This is a genomic window from Prevotella sp. C0026C3 (genome assembly GCF_056590795.1).
The window spans coordinates 200,005-212,617 of sequence record NZ_JBWPWW010000004.1 but is presented as its reverse complement, the minus strand read 5'-3'; the positions used below and the strand labels follow the sequence as shown (position 1 = coordinate 212,617).

At 49.0% G+C, this 12,613-nt stretch carries 9 protein-coding genes; all 9 read right to left on the bottom strand.

The window, feature by feature from the left end:
* Nucleotides 1-128: 128 nt before the first annotated feature.
* Complete coding sequence (locus AC1EK4_RS04200; RefSeq protein ID WP_036900458.1) at nt 129-1,556, bottom strand: PA14 domain-containing metallophosphoesterase; 1,428 nt, start codon at nt 1,554-1,556, stop codon at nt 129-131.
* Between the two features lie 10 nt (nt 1,557-1,566).
* Nucleotides 1,567-2,391 carry an ROK family protein gene (locus AC1EK4_RS04195; RefSeq protein WP_480357129.1) on the bottom strand — a complete coding sequence of 275 codons (825 nt, stop codon included), beginning with the start codon at nt 2,389-2,391 and terminating at the stop codon, nt 1,567-1,569.
* A gap of 4 nt (nt 2,392-2,395) precedes the next feature.
* A complete protein-coding gene (locus AC1EK4_RS04190; RefSeq protein WP_480357127.1) occupies nt 2,396-3,310 on the bottom strand; it encodes a metallophosphoesterase in 915 nt (304 codons plus the stop codon).
* A gap of 4 nt (nt 3,311-3,314) precedes the next feature.
* On the bottom strand, nt 3,315-4,925 hold the full coding sequence (locus tag AC1EK4_RS04185; protein ID WP_480357126.1) for an MGH1-like glycoside hydrolase domain-containing protein: 1,611 nt from the start codon (nt 4,923-4,925) through the stop codon (nt 3,315-3,317).
* Between the two features lie 13 nt (nt 4,926-4,938).
* On the bottom strand, nt 4,939-6,027 hold the full coding sequence (locus AC1EK4_RS04180) for an alkaline phosphatase (RefSeq protein ID WP_231725613.1): 1,089 nt from the start codon (nt 6,025-6,027) through the stop codon (nt 4,939-4,941).
* A gap of 92 nt (nt 6,028-6,119) precedes the next feature.
* The gene (locus AC1EK4_RS04175; RefSeq protein WP_036900446.1) at nt 6,120-6,926 is read right to left on the bottom strand and encodes a hypothetical protein; all 807 of its coding nucleotides are present in this window, start codon (nt 6,924-6,926) and stop codon (nt 6,120-6,122) included.
* A gap of 12 nt (nt 6,927-6,938) precedes the next feature.
* A complete protein-coding gene (locus AC1EK4_RS04170) occupies nt 6,939-7,754 on the bottom strand; it encodes an endonuclease/exonuclease/phosphatase family protein (RefSeq protein WP_036900444.1) in 816 nt (271 codons plus the stop codon).
* A 19-nt stretch (nt 7,755-7,773) separates the two neighbouring features.
* Nucleotides 7,774-9,348: a RagB/SusD family nutrient uptake outer membrane protein gene (locus AC1EK4_RS04165; RefSeq protein ID WP_036900461.1), complete on the bottom strand. Its 1,575-nt coding sequence runs from the start codon at nt 9,346-9,348 to the stop codon at nt 7,774-7,776.
* Nucleotides 9,349-9,395: 47 nt separating this feature from the next.
* Nucleotides 9,396-12,599 carry a SusC/RagA family TonB-linked outer membrane protein gene (locus tag AC1EK4_RS04160; protein ID WP_036900442.1) on the bottom strand — a complete coding sequence of 1,068 codons (3,204 nt, stop codon included), beginning with the start codon at nt 12,597-12,599 and terminating at the stop codon, nt 9,396-9,398.
* Between the last annotated feature and the right edge of the window lie 14 nt (nt 12,600-12,613).

Genomic DNA, 12,613 nt, shown 5'->3' with positions numbered 1-12,613 from the left:
CCTCGCTTTCCGTCGCACCGGCTACGCCGACAGCGACTACTCGGTCGATGACCGAGGGTTCCCCAAAAGGGGAGGGAAGATAAAAGAGGATGAAGTTTGTAAGTCTTTGAGTAGATAAGTACTCTCTTTTACTCCACAAACAAGACGCTGTCGGGGATGAGAGTCTCCTCTATGTCGCGACTAGCATAGCCCACTTCGAGCGTCTGCCCCATGTAATCTTCAAAATAGGGGATGCGTATTTCGTGGTAACCAGCTTCGAGTGCCACCTTCTCTTCTACTCGTCGAGCGCTGTGACCACCATCGTTGTCGATCAGCAACTTACCATCTATGAACAGTTGTGAGCCATCGTCACTATAGGTATAGAACTTATATACACCGCGTTTGTCTATCTTGATGAAGGCGCGGAATTCAAAAGCGAAATGATCGGGAATCCTCGCCGGCGCAAGAGAGAAGTTGGGTAGCTTGCCCGACTTTATAGGCATGCAATGCGATATTTGCGAAATCTTCTTGCACACGCCCTCATAGTAAGTGTAGGCCACACCCTGTCGGCGCGGTTTTCTATCCACTCCTGCCAAGAAGGGGAGTATTTCTTCGTCGCGCGAAGTGATGCCCGAAGGATAGTAGAAGATGTCTTCTTGCTTGCCGGCAGCGCGAATCCACGTATCGAACTTACGCTTTCCCTCGTAAAGTTGGATGATTCTGCCGCCTCGTGGCAGCTTACCATAAGCGTCGAATCCGCTCACCCTGCCGTACGCCAAGGCGATGGTGCTATACGTATCTATCAAGTCGTTGCTGTGATCGTGCCCAGTGAACACGCCCATCACGTCGCCCTGTTCAGCAAAAGCATTGAACATACCACTGTTCAACTTGGCCGATGCCACGCCTTCGTCCTCATAATGGCCTAGATAAGTGCCTGCTTTGAGCATGTCCTTATACTCTACCAAGGGGATATGGAAGAATGCCAAGGCCGGCAGCGGCTTGCCTGCATGCGCTTGAGTGAATCGTCGACTCTGCTCGCGATACCACTGTATTTGGTCGAAGTGAATCCAGTCGTAATGTCCAAACTCCTTCACAGGCTGGTAATCGTTAGAATCCAAGCAGTAAAGCAAGGCCTCGATGCCCTGTCCGCCATACACAGGAATGGCACAATTGCCGCGCCCGAAGATGTCGGTATCGCCTCGCTTGCCCACATAGTAAGGCGAAGCCAGCAGCATGGTGTAGATAGAATCTTTGTCCATTACTTCGGCATCGTGGTTGCCCATCATCACGGCGAAGGGCAATCGGGCACGCTCGAAGATGGCTATAATTGATTTCCAACCCTGCACACCCGGCTTTTCGGTCACTATATCGCCCGTCAACATGGCCATATCGGGATGCTCATCGGCTATTACAGAGTTGATGGCTGCGATGGTCTGAGGGCAGTTAGGCGATTTCTCATCCCAATGAATGTCGGTGAACTGTGCTATTTTGAACGTCCCATTGTGGAACATGAGGCGTTGTTGTGCGTAGACTGTGGTCGTTAAAAACGATAATATGAAAAGAATTTTGCGTAACATAAAAGATTGATTATAATGTCGAGGCACCCAGCAAATTACTGTGTTGCAAGGTAGAAAAATGTATTTTGACACGCTCGGGCACATGTGGATAAGGGAAACCGTGGCGCATTGAGGCCAGCATGGCATCCTCAAAATAAGGAGCCGAAGCCGCTATACCGCCACCGATGACGATGGCCTGTGGGTCGTAGGTGTAGAGTATCACTTGCAAGAGTTTTCCCAAATGTTGACCAAACACCTGCCAAATGCGGAGAGCATCGGTATTACCTTGTGCCGCACTCCGCGATAGCTCGTAGCCGGTAAGCCTCATCTGCTTGAAGAGCTGGCTGCTACAATACTGTTCGTAGTTGCCTTGAAGATAAGGAAGACAACCTATTTCGCCGGCACCGGTGTTGTGTCCGCGATACAAGCGACCATCGACAAAGATACCAGCTCCCACACCTGTGCCCAGTGTGATGCCAACAAAGCTATCATAGGGAGCGGCTATACCAAAGTGTTTCTCGCCCAGTACGTAGCAGTTCACGTCGTTATCCACCGATACAGGGATGTGATAGCGTGCTTCCATCAACGCTTTGAGATGCACCTCGCGCCACGAAGGGATGTTCTGAACGTCGAAAACGGTACCCGACCGATAGTCGACCACCGACGGAACTCCTACGCCTATGCGCTCTACCGAGTCGTCGACGACCGCATCTATCAGCTCGAATATCTGGTCGAGCACCTCTTGCTGTGTTCCGCCGGCCTTACATTCAACCGTATTCTGTGCCAAAATAATGCCGTTATCTACACGGGCTGCACGGATGTTAGTGCCACCTAAATCTATTGCGATTGTTGACATGGAGTTATCGATTTACCGGTGCTGTCATGCGAAGAACGGGCTGTTCGAGGCGAACATGTCCCTGCTTATCTTCTATGCGATAATTCTTCACGGTGACTTGGTTTCCTTTGATGTGTAATAATACGAACGATGACTGCCCATCGCCGTCTTTCCAACCGTTGTTAACTTGGAAAATAGGCGTCTTACGATAGTATCGTAGGGTGGCGGCATGGGCGTGCCCAACGAAAAAACCGGCAAGATTATACCGACCGAGCAACTCCATCAATCGGTCGCGGTTGGTCTCTTCCCACCATGTAAGTCCGTCGTCGTCGAAGCCATAGTGCTGCATATAGACTACCGGCTCGCCATGCGAAGCATATTTTTGCAAGTCGTTTTCGAGCCATTCAAAGTTGCTTTGGCAATAAGAAGTCTCGCCAGCACTGAGCTGACAGTTCACAAAATGCACATGACCTAGATTGAAAGAGTAGCTGAGGCTTGATTCGTCGAGGTTTAATATCTGCTTTTGTTGCAACTTACGATGGAGTATTGAGTCCATGTAATTCATGTTAATCTCATTGCCTGAACGGTCGGTATAAGGGCGACCTTTGGCCGGTGCCACATCGTGATTGCCTAGTGTAGGATACACATCGTAGTGGATGGTACGCTCGCCCGTTCCTTTCTCATAGCGTTGGCGGAAAAGATTGAGGATGTCGGGATGTGCTTTGTCGCACAAATCGCCCAAAAGCAAGAGTCCGTCTACGTGTTTCTGCTGTGCTCCCAAACGGTTCATGGCCAAGACATTCACGTATTGATCGGTCTCAGGAGGCATGTCGAAGTGTAGGTCGGAAGCGATGATGACAGTACATTCATCGCTCTTTCGTTCGGCATGCGCTATGTTTACGGTCATGGCCAAGGCCATGATAAGATATGTAATTTTCATCAAATTAGAATTTATTGGTACCTGCTTTCACATTATAAGTGGCTTTCTGCCCATTACCCCAAAGCACGGTAAGCGTGAAAGGTGCGGTAGATTGAATGTTTATACGGGGTTTATCGGTGGTCGATGAACGACGAGCCACATTGATATCCACACTGCCTTTCTCGCCAAAAGGATAGCGCGAGATGCCGTAACCATCGGTCAATGTGACGTCAAGGGTCATCTGTCGTTCCACAGCATTGGTATGAATGCCAAAGATATACTCCAAAAGATAAGAGATAGGCGGCAATCCTGTCCAGCCCACAAAGTCTTTACGAGCCATGAATCCCGGCTCGGCCGACTCCGGAGCATAGTACTCCCAGAACGTACCGGTCTTCTCATAGACTTTCAACACATTATCGTAGTGATTGCGTGCGATACTGCGTGCGAGGTCTAGATACCCCTTGTCCCACAGTCCGCTAACCACCATATAATTGGTTCCCGGCCACACGCCACCTTCCCAATAGCGTCCGTTGGTGCGATATTTAGGATTATCGGCCGCCAAAGACGGTACGCGATGCGGCCGATTAAACTTGGCCGTGTCTTGCAAATGAGCCACGAGCGCGTCGAGACGAGACTTGGGTAGCACATCGGTATGTAGCGCCCAATAGGCATAAATGCCCTGTGTAGTGCTCAGACTATCGTTGTCGAACTGGTCGTAGAGGAACTTATCGCGCTCGCTCCACATATTCCGATTGATGTAAGCCGAGAGCTTTTTGATATCGTCTTCGAAGTCTTCTATCTCTTGCCAACGCTCCAAATAGAAGCCCATCTTGAGTAGAATATTGGCCATCATAATTTGTTGCAGACAAGCGTCGAGCCATATCATGTGTCCATTACTATAGATAGTATTGTAGCCTTCAGGCACTCGCGGCATGTTGTCCATGCCTGTTCCCCATCCACTAGACCAATACATGCCGTTGCGCCACGTGCGATTGAGCTTCAACCATTTATAATATGCCGCCAAAGCGGGGAACACTTTGTTAAGTCGATTGTCGTCACCTGTCTGTTGATAATACATCCATTCGGACCATGGAAGGATGTTCGGACCGGTACTGGTGGGGTCGTAACGACTGAAACAATCGCTTCCGTCGGCACGTATCTCTCGACAAATAAAACCATCGGGATGCTGTTTGGCGTAGAAATTATCAAGCGTACTCTGGAATGGGAAAAAGTTACGACCATACCGACAGAACATGGTGATGAAGGCATCGTCCCACATGAAGATGTTACCATTGTAGGCCGGCCCGATGTAACTCGTGATGAAGCCGGAATCATCCAGCGGTTGTGAGATGTTGGATATGCCTATCTGCCACACCTTCCAATACATCTCTATCTCCTTGGCATGTCCTTCCCAGTGCGGATTGGGTAAGATACGACGCGCCTGTTCAAAGGTTCCGGGCTTCGTACGCACCATTTTGGCGGTGCGATAACTATTCTCGGCCACCAAGGTTTGCATGATATAGGTGTTCTTATACGGCAGTTTGTAGAGCGGAGATCCCGATGGTATCAGGTTTTGTGCGCCCATATAGAGATTGCATTGTAGCAATAAGGCTGTGATGATGGTAACTTTTCTCATTCCAAAATAGCTGTTAGAGGTTCATGAGTTTCTTGATTTTCCAGAATATATCGCTGTTCTCCATGAAGCCGGAGAAATTCTCCGAGCCGGGACCGAAGGCATAGACAGGAACCATAACGCCTGAGTGGCTCTTGGTAGAGAAGTTGCACTCTATCTTGCCTTGCGCTAAATCACCTCCCAAGAGGGTAAGTCCACCGGTCTCGTGGTCGGCAGTTACGACGACAAGGGTCTCACCGTCTTGTGCGGCCCATTGCATGATACGGCCAATGGTACGGTCGAAATCGTGGGTTTCTTTCATCAACATATCAAGCTGGTTGAAGTGTCCGTAATCGTCGAGTTGCGACCCTTCGACCATCATAAAGAATCCCTTCTTGTTTCGATTCATCAGTTCAATGCCCTTCATAGATGCCCTTGCCAAGAGATCGCCACGTTCGTCGGGCAGCGGTGTGTCTACATCGTAAGGCACGGCAAACACTTTACCGCCGTTCCACTGCTGCAAATCGTTCCACGAACGGGAGATATGATACCCTTTCTGTTGCAATTCGTTGAAGATATTGCGGCCATCGTCGCGATGTTCAAAGAACTTAGCACCACCTCCAAATACGTAGTCTACGTCGACATTGGCATAATCTGCGGTAATCTCTTGTTCTTGATCGCGGTCTATATTGTGGCAGAGGAAGTCGGCAGGTGTGGCATCCCATAGTCGGCAAGTGACGGCGATACCTGTTGCCAATCCCTTTTTCTTGGCCAAGGTACAAAGAGATTCCAACGGTTTGCCATCGGGATCGACCCCCACAGCATGGTATTTAGTCTTATGACCAGTGGCTAATGCCGTTCCACCAGCACCCGAATCGGTAATCAACTTGTTGGTACAATAAGTCTTGGAAAGTCCTGTATACTGTGCATTCTCGAGCCATAAATGGCCGCGGTTGGCCGTCCAAGCCGAATAGATGTGCATGAGGCTCATGCCATCGCCTATCATCAGGATGACATTCTTCACTTTCTTGCCTTTCGGCGGAGCGATGCGCTCTACCTTGTAAGGCTTGTCTAAAATATAGGTTTGAGTGGTTTGCGCAAAGAGAGCTGCTGAAAACAACAGCATGAAAGCAAATGTAATATTTCTCTTCATATCAAATGAGGTTATAAAACATAGGGGGAGACGGCACCAACGGTCCCGTCTCCCCCTCATGATGGTTATTCTACGCTTGCCTCGATAGACAAGTGGTAAGCATTGCTACCGCCGGTAGACTTCATCTCTGTCTCGCGAAGTACCCATGACTTGGGAGCTATCATGAACAGAGAGTAAGCATTCGATTCGTCTTTGATGACCGGCGTATAGGCATAGCCGGATATAGATTCGGCCACAGCTTTCAACTTTTCTACGGCAGTGGTCTTCACTGTACCGATGATAACAGCCTGATGGGTATTGTCGGATAACGATTTGAGGGCTTCGGTAGCAGCCGAAACTTGGTCTTCGCTATTGAATCTGGTGGTTGCAAACGGCACCTCTATATCTACCGGAGTCTCGACATTAGACTTAGCCAAGACCGGAACAAACTGGATATAGCAATCGTCGGTGACCTTAAAACTGGTAGCCGAATTAATCTTATGATTGAATAATACGGTGCTACCTTCGATATTCATATCGGTATAGCGATTGAAAGCGAATGTGCTAAAACGATTTGCGGCAAGCATCAACTCCGTGGAATGGTTCGTCGTATAGTCCGCCCATGAATAGTATTCTACGTCGGTACGGTCGACAACGGCAATCGAAAAGTCTTTCGTTGTCTTCAAGTAATCGGCAATAGCCGGGATATTATTGGCCTGCTGATCTTTCAAATCGGTGACGAAATAAACATCTATGGTCTTGTTCTTATTCCATTCGTTGCCATTCTCTGCCATGCTTTCGTTCTGTGGAATGACGCCCCAGTCTTCTTTGATACATGAAGACAGCAACATACAACCAAGGCAGAACGCTATAGAAATATACTTGTTTTTCATTTTATTATTACTTTATTTAAGTGAAACAACAGAGACTACAGGGCAGTGGTCGGAAAGTTCAAGCCTGCCCTGATAGTTATCAAGCACACGACACTCGCTCATCTTCCAATGGCCTTTAGAACCGAGAATGAAGTCAATTTTGGCAACATGCTGAAAAGTTCCCTCGTTGCTGTCCAAGCGATCGTACGCAGTAAGCAACTTATTGATGACAACCGAGCCGGGCCCCATATTCATATCACCGCAAAGGATGGTGGGAATGGTGGTGCTCTTCACCTTGTCCGTAACGAGGACTTCGGCCTGCTCAAGCTGGCCACCCATATGGTCGAGATGGGAACATGCCACGCGTATCATCTTACCAGAAGGCAATAAGATGTCGGCAGTCACCACACCGCGCTGGTCGGCAGAGCCTGCCGGGCGAGGCAACTGTATGGCCTGTACCGACATAATGGGGTATCTGCTCAAGATGGCATTGCCATAAAGCTCGTTGGTACTGTAACGGAACTGTGCCTCAGGCAACTTTCCGTCCTTGTTAGAGAGATTATACGAATAGCCATAAACATTGAACATACGCAACTTGTTGGCCAATTCCGCAACCATATCTCTGTATTTTCCGTCCTTCTGCTGGCGAGAACTCCTGTTCTCCACCTCGTTCAGACAGATGATATCGGGCGTTTCGGATTTCAACTTGTCGGCATACGGCTGCAAATCGAAGTTGGGTTCGAACGACCGGATGTTGAATGTGACAATCTTCAGTTGGTCTTGTCCCATCATAGACAGGGGAAGAGCAAACAGGAAGATGGCTGCAGAGATGATATTTCTTAATTTCATTTGCTTCTTAATTTTTATATTAATAACCTTGATTCTGAGTAAGGTTCTTACTCTTATTCACTTCTGCCGAAGGAATAGGGAATACCTGATTCTTCACCGGATCAAACACACGAGACTCCCAGATTTCCACTATCTTACGACTGATAATCTGTGTTCCGTCGTTCGTTGTTTTTAAACCATGAAGCGGTTTCGCATAAGTGGCCTTTGCATCGCCCCATCTTACCAAGTCCAAATGGCGGCTGGGCTGGAACTCAAATGCCAGTTCGCAACGACGCTCATTCTTCAATTGCTCCTTTGTGGCTCCGCTGTTAGCAGGCAGACCGGCACGCTGACGAATCTGATTCAACAGATTCTTGGCCTCGGCATTGCCTTCGCCCTTAGACCAGATCAAGGCCTCTGCCTTCATCAAGAGTACATCTGCAAAACGTATCAGCACGGTTCCGAGGGTGTTACTAGCGTTGTTTCCGTTAGGATTCAGTGTCTTACCAATGCAATCGGCAGCCTCGAAGGGAGACATGAACTTACGGAATGTCATACCGGACTGGCTTGATATCTTCTGAGGATTGACTCCGAAATGAATGTTACGGCCTATAAATGTGATATGTTGGCCGGGAGACAAGATGGTGGCATCGCGACGAACATCTCCCGCTTCATACGCATTGTAGAGCTCCATTGTGGGCTGGAAGTATCCCCAAGTGTTGTAGTAACCCCATCCGCCATTCTCGAACGACATGCCATGGAACTTAGGTCCCTCGGTGGCATTGCCCAATAAGGAGAAGATATACTCTGAACTGAAGTTGTTTTCGGGACGGAACAGCTTTGTAAAATCAGGATACAAGGCACGCTTATCGCTACCGGTAAGCCCCATCACCTTATCACAATACTCTATCACTGTGTCGTAGTATTTAGGATTCCACTGCGCAGCATAGAGGGCAGCACGTGCAGCAAAGGCCCACGCGGCAGCCTTATGAGGACGCCCGTAATCGTCTTCCGCCAATTGAGAGAAAGCAGGTAACAGCTCTCCGGCCGCCTTCATGTCTTCGATAATCATATCGTAGTTGGCCAATACCGATGCCGGACGCGGCTGATCTATCTCCGCCGTGGGTGTCTTCTCGGTCACAATAGGCAGTCCGCCGTTCGGTCCATTGTCCCCATAGAAAGGAGACAGCCACAGATAAGCAAAGGCGCGGTAGAAGCGAGCTTGCCCTATGGCCTTGTTCTTCACCTCGCTTGATACGTCCATACCGGGTACGTTGCGCAGCACATCATTGGCTTTTGCGATGAGCTGATACATTGCCGGCCAGTTGTCTTTGGCGTCTCGACCGTTCGAAGCAGACATCTGGAAGTTCTTAATCTGGCGAGCTTCTGCCTGATTACGGCCTGTAACCATGTTGTCGCTACAGTTCTCGAACCACATGAAACCACGCCCCGTTACGCCTTCTTCATACGTAAATGCGTGAAAAGCGTCCAATGCTTTCTGCACGTCTGATTCCGTCTTCCAGAAGTTTACAGACCCCTGAAGCCCGTAGGGTTCATACTCCAAGAAGTCATTACAGCTACTCAGGCAGGTCACTGCCATAGCTGTCAGGATCATATTTTTTATTTTCAAAGTATTCATCTTATTATGTTTTAAGGGTAATATTAGAAACCAAAGTTCAAACCTACGGTTATTGTACGAGCTATAGGATATGTACCACCGTCCAAACCGAAGTTGCCTACTTCCGGATCAATGCCGGTATAGTCGGTTGCCGTGAACAGATTCTCAGCATTCATGTATAGACGCAGGGTAGAATTACCAAGTCCGATACTTCTCAACCAAGCCTGCGGTAGGGTGTAACCAAGGGTTACATTCTTCAGGCGCAAGTAACTGCCATTCTCCAGATAGAAGTCGGATGGGTTGGTGAAGTTACCGTTGCTATCGTCAACCAGTGCCAGACGAGGGATACCAGAATTCTTGTCATAGTCCCAAGCATTGAGTATATCGCTCAGCATATTACCTCCTTGCTGGCGTCCGGTCAGCGCCATCTGCTTGAAGGCATTGTAGATAGTAGACTTTCCTACACCTTGGAATTGGAAACTGAAGTCGAAACCTTTGTAAGCCATATTGCCACCGAAGGCAAACGTTATCTTCGGCATGTAGCTGCCCATATACTGGTTATCGTCGGAGTTTATCTGTCCGTCTTGGTTGAAATCTACATATTTCAGGTCGCCGGGTTTGGCATTTGGCTGCACCAGCTTGGTAAGACCGGTCTTAGGATCAGTCCACTTATAGCTGTTGATTTCTTCCTGCGACTGGAAGATACCGTCTGTCTTCAATACATAATAAGAGTACCATGCATGCCCGACGGTAGATCTTAGCGGCCGTTGGCTGTTTACTACGACATTGTGTTCCAGCGTTTCGCGCGAACCAAGGCTCAACACTTCGTTGTGAACGGTAGAGAGGTTGGCATTCAAACCAAATGAGAAATCGCCCAGCTTCTTATTGTATGATGCACCAAATTCCCAACCGCGGTTCACTACATCGCCGATGTTTCCATATGGTTCTATCTCGATACCCGATACAGAGGCTACCGGTACGCGCTCTATCAAATCCTTGGTGCGCTTGTTGAAGTAGTCTACGGTAATGGTCAACTCGTTGTTGAACATGCCCAGATCCAGACCTACACCCCACTGTTCGGTGGTTTCCCACTTCAGGTTCTTCGTACCTATAGACTTGGCATAAGTACCATATGCCTCTTTGGCCAGCATCTTACCATAGATTACCGGATAGTCTGTATTACCCATCGGTACGTTCCATGAGTAGCGGGGTACCAATGCCACGTTACCCACTTGTCCCCAGCTACCACGCAATTTCAGCATGTTGATGGTAGACTTCAGCGGTGCAAAGAACGGCTCGGAAGAAATTTTCCACGATGCAGACGCCGCCGGGAAGATGCCGGAGTTATTGTCCTTGTAAAGTTTTGAAGATGCATCGCGACGCAAGCTGGCCGTAGCAAAATAGCGGTCGTTCCAAGAATATCCCACCCTGCCGAACATAGAGATGAGCGATTCTTCCCAAATCTCTTCCGTAGGTTTATACTTCGACCAATCACTCGCTTGTCCGAGAGTAGAAGAGTGGCGGTCTTCCAGATCATAACCCGATGTATATACACCATACATCTTGTATTTATCATACTTCATGGTATATCCGGCCATGGCACTAATGTGGTGCTCTCCGAACACTTGGGCATAGGTGGCTGTCGTCTCCCACAGCCAGTTGTACTGGTTAGAGTGCTCTATATTATGTCTGTTCTCGTTAGAGGGGTTTCCCGGTTCCGGCACTTTATGCACGAATTCGTCGAACTCGTTGGAGACAATACCTGCCGTAAACTGCGACTTCAACGTCAAGGCTGCCATCGGTTTAACCTCCAGCGTGGAGGTAGAATAGAGTTTATGCGACGGACGTTTTTGGTCCAGACGCTCCAGAAGAGCCACAGGGTTGCGGAATTCACCGTATCCGCTGATGCCCTCGGCAGCTGCCCAGCGGGGTAATGTGCCATGATAAAGCGGAGCACCTCGGCTGTCCAGCACTACATTTCCTTCCTTGTCATAGTCGTAAACCGTTGCCGAACGCGGGAAGAAAATAGAGTTTGCCAATGCTCCCTCGTGTCCGGTGTTGACATTGCCTTGACCGTCTGAGAACTGATAAGTGACTTGTTCGCTGAACTTCACGGCCTTGGATATCTGGAAGTCTACATTGGCTTTGCCGCCAAACTTGCGGGCAAAGGTGTTCAGCAAGATACCTTTGTCTCTGTCGAAGTTGAACGAAGTGAATGCCTTCAGGTTTTCGCTACCTCCCGACAGGGACAGGGCGTAATGTTCCAAGTAGCCGGGACGGAAGATAGCATCCACCCAGTCGGTACGTGTTACGGCCCCGTAAGGATACTTCGTAGCGTCGGCTGTCAGTGGCAATGAGCCTCCATACAATCTCACTGCGTCGCTCCACACTTGATTATACTGCTCCGATGTCAGCGTAGAGGGCTTATTCATGGCTGCTTTGAAACCCTTTGAGACATTCAAGTTTACTCTTATCTTGCCGGCTTTGGCCTGCTTTGTGGTGATGACTACCACACCGCCCGAACCTACACTCGCACCATAGATGGCTGCCGAAGCGGCATCTTTCAACACAGTGATGCTCTCGATGTCTTCCACATTGTATGGTGCGCCGGGTACACCGTCGACAACATAGAGTACACCATCGCCGCTATTGTAGCTGTCATCCGTACCGCGCGAACCGCGTCCGCGGATAGATAGCGATGATTCAGCAAGCGGGTCGCCTCCGTTGTTCTGCACCATGACGCCCGGCATCTGGCCTTGTAGCATGGAAGCGATGTTGGCCGGACGGCTCTTCATAGACTGATCCAGCTTCACCGAAGATACGGCTGTGGAGAGGTCTTGCTTGCGCTGGCTGCCATAACCTATCACCACGATTTCGTTCAATGAATGGTTGTCGTCTTTCAAGATGACGTTAAGGTTGTCCGAAGTGGCTTTTACTGTTTGTGAGACAAAGCCGATAGAAGAAATCTTAAGTTCGCTGTTACGTGCTGCCTGTAGCTGGAACTTGCCATCAATATCAGTTACAGTACCACCAGTCTTACCTACAACCGTGACGGTTGCACCAATAATGGGTTCTCCCTGAGAATCCTTTACTACACCCTTTACTGTACGTTCGTTTTGCTGTACAACACTTGTCGAAACCGAACCGTGGCCAAATGCGACCATCGGTACAGCCAGTGTAAGGGATGACAAGGCAGCTATTCCCAATAGCCGATGCTTGCCCTCTAATACAAAATTGCTCTTTTTCATTAATAGTAAGGTTG

Bases quoted from the DNA above. Each gene is read 5' to 3' on its own strand.
- AC1EK4_RS04170 (WP_036900444.1), bottom strand. From the start codon at position 7,754: ATGAAATTAAGAAATATCATCTCTGCAGCCATCTTCCTGTTTGCTCTT.
- AC1EK4_RS04160 (WP_036900442.1), bottom strand. From the start codon at position 12,599: ATGAAAAAGAGCAATTTTGTATTAGAGGGCAAGCATCGGCTATTGGGA.
- AC1EK4_RS04190 (WP_480357127.1), bottom strand. From the start codon at position 3,310: ATGAAAATTACATATCTTATCATGGCCTTGGCCATGACCGTAAACATA.
- AC1EK4_RS04175 (WP_036900446.1), bottom strand. From the start codon at position 6,926: ATGAAAAACAAGTATATTTCTATAGCGTTCTGCCTTGGTTGTATGTTG.
- AC1EK4_RS04200 (WP_036900458.1), bottom strand. From the start codon at position 1,556: ATGTTACGCAAAATTCTTTTCATATTATCGTTTTTAACGACCACAGTC.
- AC1EK4_RS04185 (WP_480357126.1), bottom strand. From the start codon at position 4,925: ATGAGAAAAGTTACCATCATCACAGCCTTATTGCTACAATGCAATCTC.
- AC1EK4_RS04180 (WP_231725613.1), bottom strand. From the start codon at position 6,027: ATGCTGTTGTTTTCAGCAGCTCTCTTTGCGCAAACCACTCAAACCTAT.
- AC1EK4_RS04195 (WP_480357129.1), bottom strand. From the start codon at position 2,391: ATGTCAACAATCGCAATAGATTTAGGTGGCACTAACATCCGTGCAGCC.
- AC1EK4_RS04165 (WP_036900461.1), bottom strand. From the start codon at position 9,348: ATGATCCTGACAGCTATGGCAGTGACCTGCCTGAGTAGCTGTAATGAC.